This window comes from Kitasatospora arboriphila (assembly GCF_039528095.1).
Lineage (GTDB): Bacteria > Actinomycetota > Actinomycetes > Streptomycetales > Streptomycetaceae > Kitasatospora > Kitasatospora arboriphila.
On record NZ_BAAALD010000048.1, the window covers coordinates 1 to 21,543 of the forward strand.

Consider the following 21,543-nt stretch of genomic DNA (forward strand, 5'->3'; position numbering starts at 1 on the left):
GCCCCCCCGCCCGCGGCGCCGCCGGCGGCCGCCCCGCGGGTGCGGGTGCGGGTGCCTGCGGAGCCGCCGGCCGCGGCGCCGGCCTGCTGCCGCTGGAGACGGATCGCCAGGGCGAGGAGGACCAGGAGGACGGGACCGAACAGCGTGTACGGCGAGGTGGTGTCGCCCGAGGCGAGCCCGTTCACCGTCCGGACCAGGATCAGCACGAGGCCGGTCAGCACCACGGCGGCACCGGCGAGGTTCATGAGGAACCGCAGGGCGGTCCGGGCGCCGCGCAGCACGGACCGCAGGAGGCGGCCGAGACCGCGCGGCGACAGCAGCCCGGCCGGGGCGGCACCGCGGCGCGGAGCCTTCGGCGACGGCCCGAGGCGGGCGAAGCGCGGCCCGCCGGGCGTCCGCCGCAGACGCAGCCGGGGCAGGGCGATCACCGGCAGACGGTCGAGCAGCCGGGGCCGCCCGGACTCGCCGAGCAGTCGGCCGGCGGTCGCCGAGCGGGCGCCGAGCTCGGCGGCGGCGCGCAGGTCGGGGGTGGCCGGGGCCGGCACGGCGTCGACGACGGGTGCGGGGTCGGGTGGGGTGCCGACGGGCCCGAGGCGGTGGACGGTGAGGCCGCCGGGGTCGAGCCAGCCCGCCGGGTCGACGGCGGGCAGGTCGGCGGTCGGGTGCGCGGCGACGCGGCCGCCGGTGGTGAGCAGCAGGTGCCCGGCGGGGGCGCCGGTTCCGTCGGTGCCGAGGGCGACCAGCGCCCCGGCGGTGCGGCGCACGGGCAGGCCGGGGGCCAGGTCCGCGCGGACGGTGACCGCTGCGGCCAGGGTGAACAGCCAGCGTCCGTCGGGCAGCCGGTGGAGTTCGGCGCCGTCCTGCCAGTGGGCGAGGACCCGGGCGGCGGCCTCGGCCGGTCCGGTGACGGGGGTGTCGAGGACGAAGCCGTCGGCCTCGACGGCGCCGCGGAAGTCCCCGGGCGCGGGCGGGCGGGTGGCGGAGGTGCGCCGGTCCGGCCGGTCGGGGGTCGGACGGGCCGTGCGGGGCGCCTCTGCGGTGCTCACTGGCCGCTCCCGATGACGTGGTGGATCCGCCCGGTGTCCGCGTCGCCGACCAGGATCCGGTCGGGTCCCTTGGGCACGGCGATCAGGGGCAGGGAGGGGTGGAGGGCGGGGCGGCCGCTGCCGCCGGACAGCCGGGCGAGGGTGCGCCGACCGCTCGCACGGGCGTGGCGCAGCACGGCGTCCTTGCGGCCGAGGGTGACCAGGGCGGCGCCCTCGGCGCCGTGGACCAGCCCGATCACGTCCGCCTGCTCCCGGAGGGCGACGCGCTGACGGACGCCGTCGCGGTCGACGAGGTCCCAGGCGCGGCGGTCCTTGCTCCATGCGACGGCGCCGGCGCCGTGCAGCAGATGGCGGGCCCGTGCGGCTTCGGGCGGCAGGTCGCCCTCGAACAGGCGGGTGTCACGGGCCCGGTCGTACGGTACGCCCGCAGCCTGCCTGCCGACCGGCCCGTCGTCCTCGGCCTCGCCGTCCGCGCCGATCCGCCACCAGCGGCCCGCGACCGGCAGCCGCAGGAACCGGCCGTCGACCAGCAACGGCAGAACCGGCTCGGCCAGCAGCGCGTCCAGGCCGGCGCGGTCGAGCCCGAGGGCGGCGCTGTCGCGGACCACGTACTCGCCGCGCTCGCAGAACCGGCGCCCGCTCACGTACGGGACGAGCCGGCGGCCCCAGGCGCACAGCACGATCAGCCGCCGCCCGTTGCGGCCGGCGGCCACGGCGGGACCGGGCAGGTCGTGACGGCGGGCGCGGACCGCGGCGGCGTGTTGGTCGGATCCGGGCAGGTGCACGGCGAGCAGGACGTCCGCGTCGCGGCCGCGGGCCAGCAGAGTGCGGGAGTCGGTGGTGAAGACGGGCAGGGCGCCACCCCGGACGCCGGTCGGCAGCACCGCCTGCGCCGGGGCGGCGCGACGGAACCCGGCGCCGCGCAGCGCCCGGACGGCGATGTCGGGGGCGGGCAGCGGCAGCAGCGCGGTGGTGGGGGCGGCCGTACCGGTGGAGATGCGCACCTCGACGCCGGTGGCGCCGTTCGCGTCCCACCGCACCGGCCGGGCGGTCAGCGCCCGGGTGCCGGCCGGGAGGAGGGCGGCGAGGCGTTCCGAGGTGAGCACCCAGGCGCGGTCGCCGTCCTCCAGGAGCTCGCGGGCGTGCCGGACGTCCTCAGAGGTCGGGTCGCTCCGGCGGCGCGCCTCCAGCCAGGCCGGGAGCAGGTCCTCCAGGTCGCCGCCGAGCCAGGTGCCGGAGAGGTCGCCGAGGATGCCGACCCGCAGACCGGTGCCGCGGGCGGCGGCCCTGCGGTGCAGGACGAGCAGGGCGGCGAGCTGGACGAGGCGGGCGGCGCCGGCCTGCTCCGGGCCGGTGTCGGCCAGCACGACCGTCCGGCCGGTCGGCGTAGGGGAGGTGAACTCGGGTGCGAGGTGAAGGAGTTCGCCGTCGACGAGGCGACGGAGGAACTCATCGGGGACCTCGTCGGCGAGCAGCCACTCGGAGGGCAGCAGCCGGTCCGGGTGGCCGGTGCGGGCGAGGCCGCCGTGGCCGTCCGGGGTGCCCTCGGCCCGGGCGGCCGGCTCGTGCTCGGCGACCAGGGCCTCCAGGCGGCGCAGCAACGGGCCCAGGGCGGTGGCGAGTTCGGGGGTGAGGGCGGTGAGGGAGGCCGACCAGGGGGCGAGGGCGGAGGGCAGGGCGCTGGTCATGCGGGACGGCTCCCGGTGGGCTGCTCGGCGGATCCGGGGGCGGGTCCAGGGGCGGGTGCGGGGGCGGCGTCGGGGCCAGGGCCGGGGGCGGCGTCGGGCTCCGGCTCGGCGGCGGATCCCGGCTCGGTGTCTGGCTCGGCCGGGAGGAAGCGGTCCAGTGCCGCGGGGTCGGTGGTGGGCGGCGGCGGGTCGGCGACCATGGCGTGCCCGGGCAGCAGGACGCACACCTGGCCGCGCCGGGCGCCGAGGGCGGCCGGCCACAGGGCGGGTACGGGCAGCGGCCGCGCCGTGGTGGGGACGAGCAGTTCGCCCTCGCGCCCGAGGTAGCGGGCACCGTCGGCCCAGGGCAGGTCGTCGGCCGCACCCAGAACGAGCAGGGCGCCCGCGTCCGCGAGCGTGCCGAGCCGCACGCCGGCGAGCAGCCGGGCCCGGGTCGCCGCGGCCAGGGCCGGAACGGCGTCGCCGACGGCGAGCACCGCGGCGGGCGGCAGGGGCGGTTCGCGCCGCTCCCAGCGCAGCGCGAAGACGGGCTCGGCGGCCGAGCCGGGCGCTACAGGCGGCCCGGGCGTGACCGCCCCGCCGGGGCCGGACGTCCGGGCGGGCACGGACGGCTGGGCGGTGGTCACGTCGGGGAGACCGCCGCGACCAGGTCCGCGCGCACGCTCGCGAGCACGGCGGGCAGGTCGCCCGGATCGAAGCCCGCGTCGATCTCGCGCAGCGCGCCCTCCAGCCGCAGCCGCGAGTCCGCGCCGCCCGGGAGCGCGCAGTGCTCGGCGAGCAGGGCGGCGGCGGAGCGCGCGAGCCGCTCGGCCCGGGCATCGGCGCTGCGCGACATCTCCTCGGCGGCGTGCACCAGGCTGTGGTTGGCGGACTTCTCGATCAGGTCGGCGAGGGTGTCACGGGCGAGCGCCTGGGCGTCCGCGGTGGGGGCGATGAGCGGCAGCACCCACAGGTCGCGGGTGGTGGCGCGGTCCCGTCCGTCGAGGACGGCGGCGGCAGCCACCAGCCGCTGGGAGCGCACGGCCCGGCGGTCGCTGACGGGGACTCCGGCGGCGCGCAGCCTTCGCAGGGCGGTGGCGACCGCGGGGGTGACCTCGGTGAGGTCGCAGGCGCGAGCAGCGACGGCGAGCCGGTCGAGGGCACCGAGCAGGTCGGTGGGCCGGCCGGGTGCGCCGTGCGGCGCCGCACCGTCGGCCGGCGCCAGCAGGGGCGGGGCCGGGCGGCGTCCGGCTTCGAGGAGCTCCTCCAGCCGGGCGTCGGCGACCGGCTCGACGAACAGCCGGGCGAGGAACCGGTCGGCGAAGGCGGCGAGCCCGGGGTCCTCGGGCAGGTGGTTGGCAGCACCGACACAGACCCTCAGCGGGCTGGCCAGCACCGTGCCGCCGCGGCGGAAGACCCGCTCGTTGAGCAGCCCGAGGAGGGTGTTGAGGACGGCGGTGGAGCCGAGGAACACCTCGTCCAGGAAGGCGATGTCGGCCTCGGGCAGCATGCCCCGGGTCTCGAACTCGACGCGGCCCTCGCGCAGCCGTCGCAGGTCGACCGGCCCGAACAGCTCGTTGGGCTCGGTGAACCGGCCGAGCAGGTACTCGAAGTAGCGCCCGCCGAGCTGCCCGGCGACCCGCCGCACGGCCTCGGACTTCGCCGTGCCCGGCGCACCGACGACCAGCAGGTGCTCACCGGCGACCGCACACAGCGCCACGACCTCGGCGACGACCTCGCGGTCGACCATGCCCCGGCCCGCGGCGGCGCCGGCGCCCGCCACGAGGTCCGCGTCGGCCGTGCCCGCGCCACCAGGCGCAGACGCACCGCCCCTGCCGGGCACCGGGGACGGCGCGGCCGCCGGGATCGACGGGATCGACGGGATCGCCGGGATCGACGGGGACACGGAGGGGTGCGGGGCCGCGGGGTTCGGCGAGGCCGCGGCGGGTATGTCGGTCATGATCACGGGAGTCTACGGTCCGCCGTCACAGCCCCACCAACGGGTTTCCGCCCGGCCCCGACGGACTCCGGAGAGCCGGCGTCGTGTCACACCCGCCGCCCGGGCCTGCCCCGGCGGCCGACCGGACCGGGATCCGTCAGCCCGGCTCGGTCCACGGCAGCGTGCCCGAGCGTGCCTGAGCGCGCGCGGTGCGGCCCCCTGCTTCGGCGGCGTCGGGAGCCAGTGGGCCGGATCCTCGAAGCGGCCGAACACCGGCCGGTGTCGACGGCGCGGCGCCGGCCTCCCGGCCTGCTGCCCGGACGGGCGCTGCCGGCACCATGTGCACCGTCCGTCCGTGACCAGCCGTCCCTGCACGTCGGGCAACCGGCTGCCGAAGGAGGCGCTCGCCCAGGGCAGGTCCGGCCGACCGCGGTGCTGGTCCTCGCGGGAACGGGGCAACCGTCCGGCAGCGTCCTCCCTGATCGAGGGGGCGCCGCCCGGAGCGGCGGGACGGGCACGGAAGGGGCAGGGCATGGCTGCATCGGAATTCGTCGCCTGGGTGAGGGACTTCGAGGCCGAACGGGACCGCCGTGGCGCCACGCCCGATCCCTCCTGGGAGTCGGGTGCCCGGCTGTCCCCTGCGGTGCGGGCGAGCGTCCAGCGCTTCCAGCTCGGCGAGGACGGCGACGGCGCGAACCTGATCGCCAAGGCGGACGCCGCGGGCGACCCGCACTACGCCGCAGCGGTGCGGCTGTTCGAGGACGAGGAGCACAACCACGCGCGGCTGCTCGCCCGGTTGCTGGCGGCGGGCGGGGCGACGACGTCGGCCGGCCACTGGAGCGACGCGGTGTTCGCACGCATGCGCCGTTCGGCGGGGCTCCACGCGGAGCTGCTGCTCCTGATGGTCGCGGAGGTCGTGGCCCTGCGCTACTACCGGGCGCTGCGGGACGGCACCGGCGACCCGCTGACCTCGGAGGTCGCCCGGCGCATCCTGGCGGACGAGGAGCGGCACGTCCCGTTCCACTGCGCGCGGTTGCGCGGGTCGGTCGCGGGGCTGCCGCGCCCGCTCCGGCGGCCGGTCCTGGCGGGCTGGCGGGTGATGCTCCTCGGCGCGGGACTGGTGGTGGCTGCCGACCACGGGCGGGCGCTGCGCGAACTCGGCGTCGGGCGAGGGCGCTTCGTGGCGGACGTGGCGGGGTCGGCCGGGCCGGTGGTCGCGGCGATCCTAGGGACGGACCCGCCGCGCACACCCGCCGGACGGGCGGAGCCTGCCGCTGCCGCCCTGCCCGCGCATCCGAGGAACGGGTGTCGGCCCCGGGCGAGGGTGTGGCAACTGCCGGGGACAGGCAGGCCGGACACCGGCTACGAGGGGGTGCCGGGCACGCTCTCCCGGCGGACCAGCCGGGCCGAACGGACGTACCCGTGACGCTGCAGACCGGCCGCCAGGACCTGCGCAGCCGCCGTCAGCCGGGCCTCCTGCCGCGGATCCGCGGCCGCGGCCACGGCCACCGGTAGGTCGCGGGCCGCGGTGAGGTGCGGCGCGAGCGCAGGCCACCACGGGGCGTGGCCCGGGTCCTCGGGATCGACCGCGTGCACGGCCAGCTCCAGCAGGTCGACGAACACCCCGTGTACCGCTCGGGCCGTCTCCGGCTCGTGTGCGAGCGCCGCGCGCACGGCCTCCCTCACCAGCGGATCCACCGTCAGCAGGGACGTCCCGTGGACGAGGCCGATGTCCCGCAACGCGGTCACCGTCCGCTCCAGGTCCTCCTCGGTGATCCGCACCCCACGGGGGTCCTGGAGGCCGACCACTGCCGCCGCCTTCAGCAGGGCCGTCGGAACGGGCTCCGCCGCGAAGAGGGTGAGCAGGGCGAGCACCGGCCGGGCGTGCGGGACACCGTGGTCGGCGAGCAGGTCCAGGCTCAGCCCGCACAGCACCGGCACGGCCTGCTGCGGAGCGTGGGGGCGGCCGGCATGCCGCCCCCACACCCCGTCCAGGGCATCCGCGAGGCCGGCGATGCCGTCCGCGGGGGAGGACCCGTCCGCCGCCGCCCGGGCGTGCACGTGCCGCCCGGCGAGCCGCAAGGCCAACGGCAGGCGGCCCAGCCGGGCCGCCAGGGCCGCCAGTTCGGCGTGCTGCTCGACTCCGGCGCCGGTGTGGGCGTGCAGCAGCTCGACCGCGGTCTCGCGGTTCCACGGTTCGGCCCGGGTCAGGGAGACCCACGGCCCCCAGGCGGAGCGGGCGGTGATCCGGGAGGTGACCACGATCTCGCCCACGGCGGGCCAGGGGCCGCGGGGCATCCGCTGCCGGAGGAGGCCGTCGGGCGCCTGGAGGCGCCGCAGGAGGTCCGGGTCGTCCAGCCCGTCCAGGATCAGCAGCCACTGCGACGTCCGGGCGTGGAGCCCGTCGAGCACCAGGTCCTCCGGCGTGCCGGTGCCCGCACCGGGAGACGGCGCCCCGCCGCGCGGGTGGAGGCGTTCCAGCACCTTCAGCAGACCGGCCTCCAGCGAGGCGTCGTCGCGGGCGGACACCCACGAGATGTCCCGGTAGCTCCACAGGTACGGATCCCAGTTGTGGCCGCCCGTGTAGCTCTCGCCGAGAGCGCGGAGCGTCTTGCCCGATCCTCCCGGCCCGACGAAGGCGCGGACCGGGACCCGTTGCAGGGGCAGGCCCGGCCGGTTCAGCCCCAGCGGCCCGTGGAGCCGGCCGCGGCGCCTCGTCGTCCGCACACCCCTGACCGGACGGTCGGGCAGGGCCGGGCCGCCGTACAGCCGATCGGGATACAGATGGGTCGGCAGCCGGTGCAGGTCGTCCTGCAACGGGCCGAGCGCGCCGACGGGTCGGGGTTCCAACAGCTCCTCCTCCGGTGAACGGCCGAGCTTCGGGTGTCGAGGTCAGTCGGCCGCCGCGCCGGGCAGCCCGACGCGGACCAACTGCCCCACGTGGTCCGAGAGGTGGGCCGCGGGCCCGGACCGCAGCGGCACCGGCTCCGTCAGGAAGACGTCCGCGCCGGTGACGGGGTGGCACTCCGGATCGCCGTGGACCAGGACGTAGTCGACCCGGTGCGCCCGTGCCCCGTCCGGCAGCAGCGCGGCCTGGAAGGTCGGCAGGTCGGCGGCCGCGAACGGATCCCGCCAGGTGCCGCCGTCCACTGCCGCCCGGTAGAGGCCGCTGCTGCTCGGGACATTGAAGTCGCCCACGAGGAACGACAGCCGGGTGTCGGGGCGGCGGGCCCCCCGCACGGCTTCGTGCACCGCCTCCAGCTGCGCCGACTGCAGGGCCTCGTACCGGTTGCCCGGCGACCAGTCCCCGTCGTGGTTCGCCGTCAGATGGGCGTTGCCCACGACGGTCCGGCGTCCGGTGAGTTCGTAGGTCAGCACGCCCTGCAGGCCCGCGCTCGCCGCCGCGCCGGCACGGAAGAGCACGCCTCCGCGCCGCGCCCGGGCACGGCGGAACGACCGGTACACGGCCGACCGCAGCGGCATCCGGGAGAACGCGACCAGGCCGCCCGCCGGCTGGCCCAGCAGACCCGTCCCGCGGGCGAGGAAGGGGAAGGAGGGCAGCCGGGCACGGAGGAAGGCGAGCAGGCCGGGCGTCCAGACCTCCTGAAGGTTCACCACGTCCACGTCCGTGCGCTCGATGAGCGCGCAGATCCCGGCCGCCCGCTCCTTCAGCGGAGGCAGCGTGTTCCTGACCCCGCAACAGACGTTCAGCGACGCCACCGTGAGCGTCTTTGCCCCGTCCCCCACGACCCCACCCGATTCCCTCTCCCGTTCAACCGTATATCGCAGGGGGGATCTTGCCGCAAGGCCCCCTCTTTCGGCGAACATGGCCAGCCGTGCGACGGGACACGGCAGAAGAATCGGGAGCGAACATGCGGGTGCTGCTGTCAACGATCGGCTCGCGGGGAGAGGTCCAGCCGGTGATCGCCCTGGCCCTGCGGCTGCAGGAACTGGGACAGGAAACCGTGGTCGTCGCACCGCCCGACTTCCGCCCGTGGGCGGAGTCACTGGGGATCGCCTACCTGCCGGTCGGCCCGGAACTGCACGGCACGGCGAAGCAGCCGGCAGGGACGGTGCCCACACCCGGACAGCGACGACGGATGATCGAGGGCACGGTCGCGGAGCAGTTCGCGGCGGTGGGTTCGGCCGCCGAGGGATGCGACGTGATCGTGGCAGGCGGCGCGCTGGCCGTCGCGGCCCGCTCGGTGGCCGAACAGCGCGGTGCCGGCTACGTGTACGCCGCGTTCGCGCCCATGACACTGCCGTCCCCGCACCACGCGCCGCCCGTCTTCGGACTGCTGGGGGACAAGCCCGCGGACGGCACGATCGACAACCCGACCCTGTGGGCCCGGGACGCACAACGCTGGAACGCCCTGTGGGGCGCCGCGCTCGACGCACAGCGCGCCGCCATCGGCCTCGCCCCGGCCGGCGACGTCAGGCGCCACATCCTCACCGACACGCCCTGGCTCGCCGCCGATCCCCTCCTGGCGCCGTGGCCCGGGCCGTCGGAGCCCGACGTCCTGCAGACCGGGGCGTGGACGCTGACGGACCACCGCCCGCTCCCGCCCGAGCTGGAGGACTTCCTCGACGCCGACGAGCCGCCGATCGTCTTCGGATTCGGCAGCATGCGAGCTCCCGAGGGCCTCGCCCGGACGATGATCGCAGCCGCCCGCGCACTCGGCCGCCGCGCCGTCCTCGCCCGCGGCTGGGCCGACCTCTCCGTCGACGGGGCCGCGCCCGACTGCCTGGTGATCGGAGAGGTGAACCAGCAGGCACTGTTCCCGCGCGCCGCCGCGGTCGTGCACCACGGCGGGGCCGGCACCACCACCGCGGCCGCCGGCGCCGGGACGCCCCAGGTGGTCGTCCCGCAGATGTTCGACCAGTTCTACTTCGCCGACCGCGTCGACCGGCTCGGGATCGGCAGCGCCCACCCGGGCAGCAACCCGACGGCCGACTCCCTCACCACGGCGCTGCGCCATGCCCTCGCCCCCCGGACGGTCCGGACCGCCCGCACCCTGGCGGGCCGCATCCGCACCGACGGCGCCCTGACCGCAGCCCGCCTACTGATCACCGAGCACGGCTAGCCCCCGAGCGACGAGGTGGACCCTGCACTTTGGATACTGTCCCGCGTGTGACGGTTTCATGGGACGACGACCCGGGGCCGGCGGCGAGCCGGCTGGACACCCTGCTCCGAACGGCGACGCCCGTCGAGTTGATGCGAATCGAGGCGGACTACCGCCGCAGGCGCGGGACTCTCAGCTCCACCGGCATCCTGATGGGATCCGAGGTGCCGGGCGGCGGGCAGACCGATCCGCACGCCCTTGCCGTGGCGGCCCTGATGTCGTTCGACCGCTCCGGGTACCTCAGGCAGACCGGGGTCGAGCTGCTCGGAGCGTCCGCAGACCTTTTCGCGCTGCCCTTCCTCCTGCTGCGGCTCAACGATCCCGTCGAACCGGTCAGGGACCTCGCGCAGCGCGCGGTCACCGCACGGCTGACCGGTGCCGAGCACGTCGGGATCCTCGTCCGGCTGCTGCCCCTGCTGGACGGAATACGCAGGCGCAGCAGGGCACGCCCGATGCTGGCCGGGGTGGAGGACCTGCTCCGCCGTTCGGGGGCGGAGGAGCTGCGGCAGGGCGCCCGCTCCGGCGATCCCGTGGCGCGGGCGTGCTGTCTGCGGTGGCTGGCGCGGATCGATCCGACCGGGGCCGTCGAGGTTGCCTTCGCCACGAAGGACCCCGGCCTGTGGCAGTGGGCTGCCCGGCTCGTCACCTCGTCGAAGCTGGCACCGGCCGAGCAGGATGCCGTTCTCCCGCTCCTGGACAGCTGCGCGAGCCCCCGGATCCGACTGCGTGCCCTGCGGGTCCGGGCCCGCCGGCCGTACGGTGAGGGACGCCTGCGTGAGGCCATGCTCGATCCGGACGCCCGGGTCCGGTACCACGCCCGTGCCATCCTGTACGCGCGCGGGTACACCGACCTGGCCCCGCAGGTGTACCGCGACGCCCTCGCGCCCGGGGACGTGCCGGACGCCACCGCCGTCGGAGCGCTGGGAGGGCTGGCCGACCTCGGAGGCACCCACGACGTGCCACGCGTACTGGACTTCACCACCCACCCGAGGACACGGGTGCGTGCCGAAGCATGGCGCACCCTGAGCATCCTGGCCCCCCGGGAGGTGGAACGCAGGGCTGCCCAGCTGGCCGGCGATCCGAGCGCCAGAGTCCGGCGCTACCTCCCCGGACCTCCCGCCGCGTAGCCGTCGGCGGAGCGCCCCGCGCCCTCCCCGGGCGGAATCGCCGGCCGGGGGCTCAGCCGAGGACGAGTTCGCGCTCGACGGACGACTCGTCGCCCGGGACGGGGACGGAGCGGCCGCTGCGCGTGAAGCCGATCTTCCGGTAGAAGGCCTCGGCCCGCTGGTTGTCCTGGTGGACGTAGAGACGGACGCGGGAGACCTTCAACGCGTCGAGCCGGTGGGCGAAGTCGATCGCCGCATCGAACAGCGCCCGGGCCAGTCCGGTGCCGCGCTGCTCCGGGCGGACGAACACACCCACCAGATGGGCCTGGTCGACGTCGACCGGCGCGCCGAAGACATCCGCGCCGCCGGCCGGCTCGATCAGGACCGTCACCGATCCGTCAAAGCCGCCGTCCGTCCGCTCGGCGACGAACTGCTGGACGATCATGTCGCCGCGGGAGCCGGCCGCGCGCTCCTGCCAGAACCCGTCCGGCTTGGTGACGGCGTTGTCGTACGTCTCCAGGAAGGCGATCCCCGCGACGGGATCCCGCAGCGCATCCAGGCGCAGTTCCTTGACGCGCTGCCAGTCCTCAACCGTTACCGCTCGTATGACGTGACTCATGCGCCGATCCTCATCGGGTACGGAGAGCGGGGCAAGCGGATTTCGGGCTGCCGCACACCGCCGGCTCCGCGCGTCATCGGCCGGACCGCTCCTGCCGAGTGTCGGCCGGAGTCCCGATCCGATCCGCCCGGTCCTGCCACGCCACCCGTCCGGACCGCGGCCCGATCTCCTCCGCAACGGACGCGCCATCCCGACGGCGAGGACGCCACCCCGACGGCGAGGAGGAGCCGCCGGTGGTTCGGCCGCACTCCGGCCACCGGGCGGGTGAAGCCGACGGTGCGTCGCATCGGGGCTGCACGATCCGCGTGGCGCGCCACCCTAGCGTCGAGGCCGTCCAGCGTGGCCGGGCCGACGGACCGCCCGGGCACGCGTTCCCGCATCCCCGACCGGAAGGCCGACCCGCATGCGCATCCGCCTGTCGTGCTCCAGAACCGGACTGGCCGTCATGGCCGTGCTGCCGCTCCTGGCCGCCACCGCGGCGGGCACGCCCGCGCGGGCGGACACCCCGGCACCGCACGGACGCGCGGCCGTCCCCGGCACGGCACCGAACTGGACCCGCTCCGCCGCCGACCAGGGCAGGGAACGCGCCGACGCGCCCGTCACCGTACGCGTCTACCTCGCCGGCCGCGACCAGAAGGGCCTCGACGCCTTCGCCCGCCAGGTCTCCGACCCGGCCTCCGACGAGTACGGGCACTTCCTGACGCCGCAGCAGCTGGCCGAGCGGTTCGGCAGCAGCGACGCGCAGAGCGACAAGGTCGGCCGCTGGCTGCACTCCTCCGGCCTGCGCGTCACCTCGACCAACCGGCACTACCTCACCGCCGAGGGCGACGCCGCCGACGCCGAACGGGCCTTCGGCACCGAACTGCACACCTACCGCAAGGGCACCCGTAGCTACCGGGCACCGGCCGGCGACGTCACCGTGCCCGCCGACCTCACCGACGACGTGCTCAGCGTCACCGGACTCAACACCGCCCCCAGCAAGGTCCGGCCCGGCCGGCCCAAGCCCCAGGACACCCTGCCCGGCCCCGGCAGCGCCTTCGTCAACTCCGGCCCGTTCTCCGCCTACTTCGGCGCCAACCCGGCCACCGGCACGCCCGCGGCCTACGGAGCCGTCCGGCCCTACGTGATCCAGGGCCTCAACGGCACCCAGCTGCGCAGCGCGTACGGCGCGGCCGCCACCGGCCTCACCGGCCGCGGCGTCACCGTCGCCGTCGTCGATGCCTACGACTCCCCGACCATCGGCGACGACGTCACCCGCTACGCCGCCGAGCACGGCGACGCCCCCTACACCAAGGACAAACTGCTGCGCTACGACCCGGCGGTGTGGACGCACACCGCCCCGCCGGAGGTCGACCCGGACGGCTGCGACGCGGCCGGCTGGTACGGCGAGCAGACCCTCGACATCGAGGCCGTGCACGCCGTCGCCCCCGACGCGGACATCTCCTACGTCGGCGCCTCCTCCTGCTACGACCAGGACCTCGTCGACGCCCTGGACCGCGTCGTCGACCAGCACCTCGGCGACATCGTCTCCAACTCCTGGGGCGAGCCCGAGAACGCCAGCGACCCCGCCTTCGACCGGGTGTACCAGCACCTGTTCAAGCGCGGCGCCGCCACCGGCATCGGCTTCTACTTCTCCAGCGGCGACTCCGGCGACGAACTCGCCGACACCGGCACCAAGCAGACCGACATGCCGGCCTCGCTGCCCTGGGTCACCGCCGTCGGCGGCACCTCGCTCGCCCTGGACGCCTCCGACGCGTACCGCTTCGAAACCGGCTGGGGCACGCTGAAGTCCGTCCTCTCCGCGGACGGCACCAGCTGGACCGACCTCCCCGGCACCTTCAACGGCGGCGCGGGCGGCGGCACCAGCGCCCGCTTCGCGCAGCCCCGCTACCAGCGCGGCGTCGTCCCGCAATCGCTGTCCGGCGCCAACGGCGGCCGCAACCGGGTCGTCCCCGACATCGCCGCCGTCGCCGACCCCAACACCGGCTTCCTGGTCGGCCAGACCCAGACCTTCCCCGACGGCAGCGCCCGCTACAGCGAGTACCGGATCGGCGGCACCAGCCTCGCCTGCCCGGTCGTCGCCGCCCTCCAGGCCCTCGCCCAGCAGGCCCAGGGCTCCCCGATCGGCTTCGCCAACCCCTCGATCTACGCCCGCTACGGCAGCGCCGCCTACCACGACGTGGTCGACCACCCCTTCGGCCCCGGCACCGAACTCGCCCAGGTCCGCGTCGACTTCAACAACACCGTCGACGCGAGCGAGGGCACCACCACCTCGCTGCGCACCATGGGCCACGACACCTCGCTGGTCGCCGACCGCGGCTACGACGCCGTCACCGGCGTCGGCAGCCCGACCGCCGACTACCTGACCTCCTACGACTGCCCGCCCGACCGGCGCCCCGGCCGGCACGACACCGACTGACCGGCCGTGCCCCGTACCCCCACGGGTCGCCGACCCGTGGGGTACCGCCGTCGGCGCGGCCGGGGCCTCACGGCCCCGGCAGCCCGCCCACCCACCAGTCGTGCGGCCGGCCCGTCGTGGGCGATGCCGCAACTGCGCAGCGTCCCCTCGACGGTGAAGCCGAGCCGCTCGGCGACGGCCCGCGAACCGGCGGGCGCCCGTCCCGGATCGGCCGTCCCGGATCGGCCGTGCCGGATCGGCCGTGCCGGCGTGGGCAGCCGGTGGAATCCGGACGGTGAGCGGGACCGGTGCCGCGACAACGCCCCGTGACCGTCCGGACCGTGTGGCTTCGCGTCCAGGACCGGCCCCGGGCCGCAGGGGCGGAGCCAGTGGTGGACAGCACGGACGGCGCGACCCAGGATGGAGATACCGGTCCGGCTCACGTCCGTCGCCGGGTTTCGCAGGCTGTCCTGCCGAGCGGCCGCAGGCGGTCCGAACGCGCGAGCCCGCGCGAACCGCAAGAAGTCCGCGTCGGCCAGATGCTTGCACGCACAGGTACGGAGATCCGGCCGGCGCCCTTCCCCCGAACCTTCAGGGAGCGGTCATGTCGGTCCTCATTCCGACGAAAGACGTGATGAAACCACAGCACCTGTTCGTCCCCTACCGGGCCCCCGACGGATCCGACGCTCTGCAGATCGTCCACACCGGCACGATCGCCCTCGACGCGAGCAGCACTGCGCCGCGCAATGACGCTGTGGTGGCCTTCGTGCCCTACGGCGACTCGGGGCACGGGGGGATTCCGACCGCCGGGGCGATCCAGGACTTCAACGGCGTCCGGGCAACACCGGTGGTGACGGCCTCACTCGCAGGACTGAGAGTCATCGGTCAGGACGGCGTGATCGCCTTCATCGACTCCTCGGCGCCGCAACTCCGTACGCAGCCCAACCTGATGGGCTCCGGTGGCCCACCGTTGTGTCTGCTGCTGGAACTCCGCATCGGGATCGCGAAGGCCAGCATCTTCAGGATCGCCTACCAGGTGACCATCACGGTCGAGCGCGATCCGTCGAACGAGCACAGTCCCGACATCCTCCGGAACATTCCGAACCTCATTCCCGTCGGAAGCCCGGGTGGTTCCATGGTGGACGCCACTCACGCCGACCCAGTGCTGTGAACCGGTCGGCCGGGAGGCCCCGGTGGCCGGCCCTGGAACAGGGCGGCGGGCCCTGGAACAGAACGGTGACGAACGGCTGGAACGGATCGCTCGGCCGACCGGAGAAGACACCGGAGCGCCACCCGGGTACGAGAGATGCCCGGCTTCGCCGGTCTACCGCAGGGCGGCGGCGACCAGCCCTTCGAGTTCCTCGGGCCGCACCTCGCCGCCGCTCACCAGCCGGTCGAAGACGAGGCCGTCGACGCAGGTCAGCAGGGTGTGGGTGCGGCCTTCGACGTCCTCGACGCCGTGGCCGGCGAGGAACAGCCGGACGGCTTCGCGGCCGGCGTTCTCGCGGGGGACGAGGATCTCCCGCAGCTCGGGGTCGCGCACGCTCTCGACGGCGCAGGCGTGGCGGGCGAGCGAGCGGCGGCGGCCTTGGCCGGTGAGGCGTTGCCGGGTGAGCAGCACCAGGCCGGCGACCAGTTCGTCCGCGGTGCGGATCGACGGGAACTGCTCGGCCGCCGTCTGCAGTTCCGTCTGGTCGAGGTGGACGAGGCGGGTGACGAGTGCGGTGAGCAGCGCGGCCCGGGTGCGGTAGTAGGCCGAGGTGGTGCCGGTCGGCAGGTCCGCCCGCCGGTCGACCGCACGGTGGGTCAGCCCGCGCATCCCCTCGTCGGCGAGGACGTCGAGGGCCGCGTCCGCGAGCAGGGTGCGCCGATCCGTAGCCATGGGTCCTTTCTACACCTGTAGCGGTTCGGGTAGGGTCGGCCTTCTACAGATGTAGAAGATCGGGGGTTCGGCATGGGCGGCACGGCGGTGGTCGTCGGCGGCGGCATCGGCGGACTGGCCGCCGCGATCGGCCTGCACCGCATCGGCTGGGAGGTGACGGTCGTCGAGCGCGCACCCGTGCTCGGCGACGCGGGGGCCGCCATCTCCCTGGCCGCCAACGGCCTGCGCGCGCTGGACGCTCTCGGCGTGGGCGGACCGGTCCGGCAGGCCGCGCGCGGCCAGTACGCCGGCGGTACCCGCACCCCCGAGGGGCGGTGGCTCGCGCGGATGGACGGCGCGGCGCTGGAACGGGCGGTGGGTGCGCCGATCATGGGCATCCCGCGGGCCGTCCTGCACCGGCTGCTCCGGGAGGCGCTGCCCGCCGGGTCGCTGCTGATCGGCCGGGAGGCCGGCCCGGTCCGGCAGATCGCGCCCGGCACGGTCCGCGTCGACCTCGGCGACACCGTCCTCGACGCCGACCTGGTGGTGGCGGCCGACGGCATCGGCAGCACCGTCCGCGGCTCGCTCTTCCCGGCCCACCCCGGTCCGGAGCACAGCGGGTCGACGGTGCTCCGGGCCCTCACCGAACGGCCGGTCGACCTCGACACCGACTTCGAGCTGACCTGGGGCCCGGCCGCCGAGTTCGGCCACATCGCCCTGCGGGACGGACGGGCCGAATGGCACGCCGTCCTCACCCTGCCCGCCGGGACGCGGTTCGCCGACCCGCTCGGTGAACTGCGCAGGCGGTTCGGCGGCTGGCACGAGCCGATCCCTGCCCTGCTCGACGCGACCCGGCCCGACGCCGTCCTGCACCACGACGTCCACGAGCTCCGCACACCGCTCCCCGGCTACACGGCCGGCCGGATCGCCCTGCTCGGCGACGCGGCGCACGCCATGACCCCGAACCTCGGGCAGGGCGCCTGCCAGGCACTGGAGGACGCCGTCACCCTGACCGCCGCCCTCGCCGCCGCACCCGACGTCGAGACCGCGCTGGCCCGCTACGACGCCGAGCGCAGACCGCGCAGCCAGACGGTCGCGCGGGCCGCCCGGCAGGCCGGACGGATGGGCCATCAGCTCTCACGCCCGCTCGCCGTCGCCCTGCGCAACACGGCGATGCGGCTGACGCCCTCCGGCGCAGCGGTGCGGATGATCCTCCGCCACCACGACTGGAATCCGCCACGGTTGGGCTGACCGGGTCGCCGGCGGCGGAGCCGCGGCGGCCGGCGGTCAGCGGTCCGCGATCAGCCGCGAGATCAGGGCCGTGAGCTGCTCCGTCTCCGACTCGTCCGGCGGGTCCCGCGCGCCTGGAGCCCGTTCAGTGCGGGTGACCGTCCCGTGCACCGCACCGCCCGGCATCGGGCCGGTCGACCTGGTCGTCGGATCCGTCGTCGGATCCGTCGGCGGCGATATCCTGCGGGCCGCCGCCGGGGCACTCGCACCGCTCGGCCAGGGCCACCACCGCCGCACACCGGAGAATGGACACCATGGTCACCCACGCAGACCTCGCCGCCTGGGCCGGGCCGGGCAACGTCCATCGCGCGAGCCTTCGAACCGTCGCCGGGTGGGACGTCCCGTCCGCGGCGAAGCACCTGCTGACCGGCGTCGGAGTCCCGATCACCGAGCAGATCGTCACCGACGTTCCGTACCAGGACGGGTCCTCCCCACAGCTGGTGGCGTCCGACGGCCGACGGTTCTACCGGCTCACGGTCGCCCGGACGCCGGGCTCGGACCTCTGGCAGGCCTTCGGTGTCCAGCCGGTCACCGGGGAGGTCCACCACATCGGGTGGACGGGGGAGGCCCGGTTCGCCAACGGTTCGGTCGAACGGTGGCTGCTGTCCCTCCACCACTTCGGGCGCCACCTCAGCCGGTCCCGGGTGCTCGACGACCCGTTCGAGGACGAGGACGCCGCCCTGGACGAGTTGAAGGCCCTGGCCGACGACCTCAGGGAGATCGACCCCGCGGCCTTCGAAGGCTACGAGGACTTCACCTGGCCGGCGATCCTCGACCGGTGGCTCTGGTGACGCCGGCCGGGTCGCACCGGTGCGGAACGCCCGCTCAGAACGGCGGCCGCCAGCCCCGCGGCCAGACCGGTTCGTGGTCGGGCGGCGGAAGGACGGCGGGGCAGTCGGGGTAGGGCCACTGACGGCCCAGCCACTCGCACTGCGGCACCCGTCCCTCCGAATCGTCGGCACAGCGGTCGGCCCGCCCCCGGCCCACCAGCACCGGCCGGGTGAGCACACCGCCCGTGGTCTGCTGCACCCGCAGGACGAGGCCGACCGCGGGGACCGCCGGGTTCCCGCGCGGCCCGTAGCGCACGCCGGAGCCCTCCGGCCAGGGCAGATCGTGCACCGCGTCCTGCAGCAGAGCGGGCGGACGGCCGGTCAACTCCAGCCCGTCCAGGACCACCTGCGGTCCGTGGGCCGCGTCGGCCGCCGCGCAGAACAGCCGGCCGGTCCCGTCGAAGTAGGCGTACACCGCCGGCAGCGCGGGCCGGAAGCCGAAGCGGATGCCGAGGATCTCCGGCCAGTGGGGTTCGGCCTCGAAGCGGCCCGGCTCGTGGGCGTCCGGCAGTGCCGAGGCGACGTCCTCGGCCCGCATGCCGAACCGCAGCGGCCCGACGCCCTCCAACGGGTCCAGGGCCCACACGGGCCGCGTCGCTTCCATGCCCGGCCCTTGCCCGCCCGGCTCCTGTGCGCCCGGCCCCTGCACGTCCGATGCCATCCGTCGATCCTCCCGGCTGCCGACCCGGTCGGAGTGTGCCGCACCGTGCCGACACCCGGGGGCTCCCGGGCCGCGCAGCGGCCCCTGTCGGGTGCAGGCCGGGCGCGGCGGGCATGGCGGGCGCGGCGGGCATGGCGGGCCGGAATGCGGGCAGGCGTGCGGCGTCCGACCGGCGAGAGCGACTCCGGAGGTGGCCGTGAACACCGTGATGGTCCTGCTGCTGACCCCGCTCGTCCTGGCGGCCGTGCTGACGGCCACCGCTCCCGGGCGGCAGGCCCGCCACCGCGGCGAGCGGCCCGCCGCGCGGCACCGCCACGACGGGGTCGCCCGGCACGCCAGGCCGCGCTGAGCCGCCCTGGCGGAGGCCGGCGGTTCAGCCCTCGGGGGTCCGGAACGCGACCAGGCGGGCGAGGCCCGCGTCGAGGTCCTTCCAGGAGCCGGTGAACTCGAGGACGGCGACGGCGCTGTTGGGGAACTCGGACGCGTCCATCCGGTCCAGGAGGTCGCCGTCGGACTCGCCGACGAGCGCGTCGGCCAGCTCGTGGACGCCGGGGTTGTGGCCGAGCACGAGCAGCCCGGACACCTCGTCGGGGGTCTCGCCGGCCAGGGCGAGGAGATCGGCGACCTCCGCCTCGTAGACGCGGTCCTCGAACACGGCCGGTGGCGGGGCGGGGAGCTCGGGGACGATCAACTCCCAGGTCTCCCTGGCCCGCCGGGCGGTCGACACGAGTGCGAGTCCGGGTGCGATCCCGGCCGCGGCGAGCCACCTGCCCGTCCCCGGTGCCTCCAGGCGGCCGCGGTCGGCCAGCGGCCGCTCGTGGTCGTCCGGGCCGTTAGGCTCGGCCTTGGCGTGCCGGGTCAGCACGATCCTGCGCGGTGCGTCGGTGCCCACGGTGGTGTCCTCCTCCTCCACGACGAAGCGGTCGACCCGACACTAATGACGCTCCGTCAGGGACCCGTCATGACACCGGGTCCCTCACCCGAAAGGGGGCGACCCACGACGCCGACCGCCGTACGGGCCGGTCAGGTCCGGGCCGGGACGGGCGGATCGGCCGTGGTGAGGTCACCCCGCGGACGGGCGCGAGCGTCCCGACCGCGTCAGCGAGGCGACCAGCGCGGCGACGACCGAGGTCGCCACGAGGCTCCCCACCATGACCGTCCCCACGCCGACCAGGAAGAGACCGCTCGCATCGTCGGACCAGTCCACGAAGGCCGCGGCGGTCAGCCCGGCCGTGGTGCCGACCACGGCACCCGCCACCCGGTGGCGCGCCGCTGCCCAGCACATCGGAACCAGCAGGGTCACGACCAGCCCGATCACCTGCCAGGCCTCGTACGGGCCGGAGACCGAACCGTCGGGGTGCACGTCGCGGTGCTGGTCCCAGCCCAGCCAGACGGCCCAGGCCGCAACCGCGGAGATCATGAGGAGGAGAGGGGGAACGAGTCCCGGCAACGGTCGGCGCATGGTCCGAGCCTGCCGTGCCGCGCCGGCCCGCGGCTGAGCACGCGTACTCATCTTCGCCGGGCAGGCACGGAGCAGCCGACCCCTCGACGGCCGGTCGGTTGACCTGGAGGGCCCTCCAGCACCTAGCGTCGCGGCATGGGAGCTTCGACGAACGGGGTGGTCCGGTGAAGGTGCTGGTGACCGGCGGGACGAGCGGACTGGGACACGCCATGGCCGCGGCGCTGGCCGCCGCCGGCGCCGGGGTCGCGCTGACCGGCAGGTCCGCCGAGCGGGCGGCAGCCGCCGCGGGGGCGCTGCCGGGCGTGGGCGCGGTCGGGATCGGACTCGACGTCCGGGACGAGGCATCGGTGGCCCGGGCGGTCGACGAGGCGTGGTCGCGGCTCGGCGGCCTCGACATGCTGGTGAACAACGCCGGGATCGGCATGCGCACCGTCAACCCGCACTTCATGACGGACCCGCGGCCCTTCTGGGAGGTGTCCGCGAACGGCTTCCGCGACGTCGTCGACACCAATCTGACCGGCTACTTCCTGACGGCGCGCGAGACCGTGCCGCGGATGCTGGCCGCCGGCGGCGGACGCGTCGTCAACATCGCCGTGAGCACCTCCACCATGCACCGGGCGGGCTTCGTCCCCTACGGGCCGTCCCGGGCCGGCAGCGAGTCGCTCTCCCGGATCATGGCCGCCGACCTGCGCGGCACGGGCGTCACCGTCAACCTGCTGCTGCCCGGCGGGCCGACCGCCACGGGCATGCTGCCCCCGGACGCGACCGCCGGGAACCGGGAATTCCTGGACCCGTCCGTGATGGGCCCGCCCGTCGTCTGGCTCGCCTCCGACGCCGCCGCCGACGTCCACGACGAGCGCATCGTCGCCGCCGAATTCGACCAATGGCTGCGGGCCAGGCCCGCCGGGCGGTGAGCGGCGGCCCGCTGCCTCCCGCTGCCTCCCGCCCGGCGCGGCCTGGTGCGATCCTCCAACCCGCCGCCCCGGCTGCACAGATGAGAATCCCGGGGACCCGGGCGCCGGGCCCGGTCCATCGGGTTCGAACCATCTGGTGCGGGCAGGATCACCGGAGAGCAGGGAGGTGGTGCGATGCTCCCGCACGACGGACGCAGGACTCCCGAACGGCCCGACGCGAGCCCGCTCGGTGTCCGGACCCTCGCCGACGGTGCGCTGTCGCTGCAACTGGCGGCCGGCGGCCCGGTGACCCTGCTGCTGATGGCCGGCACCCTCGACGACCGCTGCGCCGTCGACCTGCCGGAGGCGCTGCTGTCGGCCGCACGTGCCTGCCCGGACGGTCTGGCCCTCGACCTGCGTGCCGTCGTGGCCTGCGACGAGGCCGGTGTCGCCGCCCTCGCACGGGCCTGCGAGTACGCCCGGAAGTCCGGCCACACGGTCGGCCTCGCCGCGTCCACCGCCGGACTCGACCGGCTGATGGTCCTCACCGACACCCTGCAGCTGGTCGCCGACCACCTCGACATCGGCCCGGACGCCGTACGGGCGCCCGTCTGAGCGCGCCCCGCACCGGTCCGGGCCCACCCGAGA

20 protein-coding genes and 1 pseudogene are annotated in these 21,543 nt (G+C 75.7%); 10 read left to right on the plus strand and 11 right to left on the minus strand.

Going from position 1 to position 21,543, the window contains the following annotated elements; genetic code table 11:
* From ABD353_RS23285 to ABD353_RS23300, 4 genes are all read right to left on the minus strand, one after another.
* The coding region (locus tag ABD353_RS23285; RefSeq protein WP_344625595.1) for a bpX6 domain-containing protein at positions 1–1,046 on the minus strand (1,046 nt) is incomplete at its 3' end.
* The gene (locus ABD353_RS23290; protein WP_344625596.1) at positions 1,043–2,734 is read right to left on the minus strand and encodes a hypothetical protein; all 1,692 of its coding nucleotides are present in this window, start codon (positions 2,732–2,734) and stop codon (positions 1,043–1,045) included. The genes ABD353_RS23290 and ABD353_RS23285, both read right to left, overlap by 4 nt.
* A complete protein-coding gene (locus ABD353_RS23295; RefSeq protein ID WP_344625597.1) occupies positions 2,731–3,360 on the minus strand; it encodes a bpX5 domain-containing protein in 630 nt (209 codons plus the stop codon). Before ABD353_RS23295 ends, ABD353_RS23290 begins: the two co-directional genes overlap by 4 nt.
* Positions 3,357–4,673 carry an AAA family ATPase gene (locus ABD353_RS23300; RefSeq protein WP_344625598.1) on the minus strand — a complete coding sequence of 439 codons (1,317 nt, stop codon included), beginning with the start codon at positions 4,671–4,673 and terminating at the stop codon, positions 3,357–3,359. The genes ABD353_RS23295 and ABD353_RS23300 overlap by 4 nt, the downstream gene beginning before the upstream one ends.
* Positions 4,674–5,184: 511 nt before the next feature.
* On the opposite strand from ABD353_RS23300, the pseudogene ABD353_RS23305 reads away from it, so the two are divergent.
* A pseudogene (locus tag ABD353_RS23305) lies at positions 5,185–5,892 on the plus strand (ferritin-like domain-containing protein); the annotation flags it as partial.
* A gap of 122 nt (positions 5,893–6,014) precedes the next feature.
* Here the strand turns inward: ABD353_RS23305 and ABD353_RS23310 are convergent.
* Both ABD353_RS23310 and ABD353_RS23315 read right to left on the minus strand, forming a co-directional pair.
* The gene (locus tag ABD353_RS23310; RefSeq protein WP_344625599.1) at positions 6,015–7,502 is read right to left on the minus strand and encodes a hypothetical protein; all 1,488 of its coding nucleotides are present in this window, start codon (positions 7,500–7,502) and stop codon (positions 6,015–6,017) included.
* Between the two features lie 42 nt (positions 7,503–7,544).
* Positions 7,545–8,399 (minus strand): endonuclease/exonuclease/phosphatase family protein, encoded by an 855-nt coding sequence (locus tag ABD353_RS23315; protein ID WP_344625600.1) that lies wholly within the window; start codon positions 8,397–8,399, stop codon positions 7,545–7,547.
* Between the two features lie 125 nt (positions 8,400–8,524).
* Here ABD353_RS23315 and ABD353_RS23320 point away from each other — a divergent pair, with 125 nt between their 5' ends.
* Together ABD353_RS23320 and ABD353_RS23325 are read left to right on the plus strand one after the other, a co-directional pair.
* Positions 8,525–9,736, plus strand: coding sequence for a glycosyltransferase (locus tag ABD353_RS23320; protein ID WP_344625601.1), 1,212 nt, complete (start codon positions 8,525–8,527; stop codon positions 9,734–9,736).
* 47 nt (positions 9,737–9,783) lie between these two features.
* Entirely contained in the window at positions 9,784–10,902 is a 1,119-nt protein-coding gene (locus tag ABD353_RS23325; RefSeq protein ID WP_344625602.1) for a HEAT repeat domain-containing protein, read from the plus strand.
* 52 nt (positions 10,903–10,954) lie between these two features.
* Here the strand turns inward: ABD353_RS23325 and ABD353_RS23330 are convergent, their stop codons facing one another.
* Complete coding sequence (locus ABD353_RS23330; RefSeq protein ID WP_344625603.1) at positions 10,955–11,500, minus strand: GNAT family N-acetyltransferase; 546 nt, start codon at positions 11,498–11,500, stop codon at positions 10,955–10,957.
* Between the two features lie 403 nt (positions 11,501–11,903).
* Here ABD353_RS23330 and ABD353_RS23335 point away from each other — a divergent pair, with 403 nt between their 5' ends.
* Both ABD353_RS23335 and ABD353_RS23340 read left to right on the plus strand, forming a co-directional pair.
* A complete protein-coding gene (locus ABD353_RS23335) occupies positions 11,904–13,919 on the plus strand; it encodes a S53 family peptidase (RefSeq protein WP_344625604.1) in 2,016 nt (671 codons plus the stop codon).
* A gap of 583 nt (positions 13,920–14,502) precedes the next feature.
* Complete coding sequence (locus tag ABD353_RS23340; protein ID WP_344625605.1) at positions 14,503–15,069, plus strand: hypothetical protein; 567 nt, start codon at positions 14,503–14,505, stop codon at positions 15,067–15,069.
* 153 nt (positions 15,070–15,222) lie between these two features.
* Here the strand turns inward: ABD353_RS23340 and ABD353_RS23345 are convergent, their stop codons facing one another.
* Entirely contained in the window at positions 15,223–15,780 is a 558-nt protein-coding gene (locus ABD353_RS23345) for a TetR/AcrR family transcriptional regulator (RefSeq protein ID WP_344625606.1), read from the minus strand.
* Between the two features lie 72 nt (positions 15,781–15,852).
* Between ABD353_RS23345 and ABD353_RS23350 the strand changes: the two genes are divergently transcribed.
* Together ABD353_RS23350 and ABD353_RS23355 are read left to right on the plus strand one after the other, a co-directional pair.
* Positions 15,853–17,010: an FAD-dependent monooxygenase gene (locus ABD353_RS23350; protein ID WP_344625607.1), complete on the plus strand. Its 1,158-nt coding sequence runs from the start codon at positions 15,853–15,855 to the stop codon at positions 17,008–17,010.
* 293 nt (positions 17,011–17,303) lie between these two features.
* The gene (locus tag ABD353_RS23355; RefSeq protein ID WP_344625608.1) at positions 17,304–17,840 is read left to right on the plus strand and encodes an SUKH-4 family immunity protein; all 537 of its coding nucleotides are present in this window, start codon (positions 17,304–17,306) and stop codon (positions 17,838–17,840) included.
* A 34-nt stretch (positions 17,841–17,874) separates the two neighbouring features.
* Here the strand turns inward: ABD353_RS23355 and ABD353_RS23360 are convergent, their stop codons facing one another.
* Positions 17,875–18,483, minus strand: coding sequence for a hypothetical protein (locus ABD353_RS23360; RefSeq protein WP_344625609.1), 609 nt, complete (start codon positions 18,481–18,483; stop codon positions 17,875–17,877).
* 253 nt (positions 18,484–18,736) lie between these two features.
* Between ABD353_RS23360 and ABD353_RS23365 the strand changes: the two genes are divergently transcribed.
* Positions 18,737–18,889 (plus strand): hypothetical protein, encoded by a 153-nt coding sequence (locus ABD353_RS23365; RefSeq protein WP_344625610.1) that lies wholly within the window; start codon positions 18,737–18,739, stop codon positions 18,887–18,889.
* A gap of 24 nt (positions 18,890–18,913) precedes the next feature.
* On the opposite strand, the gene ABD353_RS23370 is transcribed toward ABD353_RS23365, so the two are convergent.
* A complete protein-coding gene (locus tag ABD353_RS23370) occupies positions 18,914–19,432 on the minus strand; it encodes a SixA phosphatase family protein (protein ID WP_344625611.1) in 519 nt (172 codons plus the stop codon).
* Between the two features lie 171 nt (positions 19,433–19,603).
* Positions 19,604–19,960 carry a hypothetical protein gene (locus tag ABD353_RS23375; protein WP_344625612.1) on the minus strand — a complete coding sequence of 119 codons (357 nt, stop codon included), beginning with the start codon at positions 19,958–19,960 and terminating at the stop codon, positions 19,604–19,606.
* 206 nt (positions 19,961–20,166) lie between these two features.
* On the opposite strand from ABD353_RS23375, the gene ABD353_RS23380 reads away from it, so the two are divergent.
* Positions 20,167–20,916 carry an SDR family oxidoreductase gene (locus tag ABD353_RS23380; protein ID WP_344625613.1) on the plus strand — a complete coding sequence of 250 codons (750 nt, stop codon included), beginning with the start codon at positions 20,167–20,169 and terminating at the stop codon, positions 20,914–20,916.
* Between the two features lie 174 nt (positions 20,917–21,090).
* Complete coding sequence (locus ABD353_RS23385; protein ID WP_344625614.1) at positions 21,091–21,510, plus strand: STAS domain-containing protein; 420 nt, start codon at positions 21,091–21,093, stop codon at positions 21,508–21,510.
* Positions 21,511–21,543 lie beyond the last annotated feature (33 nt).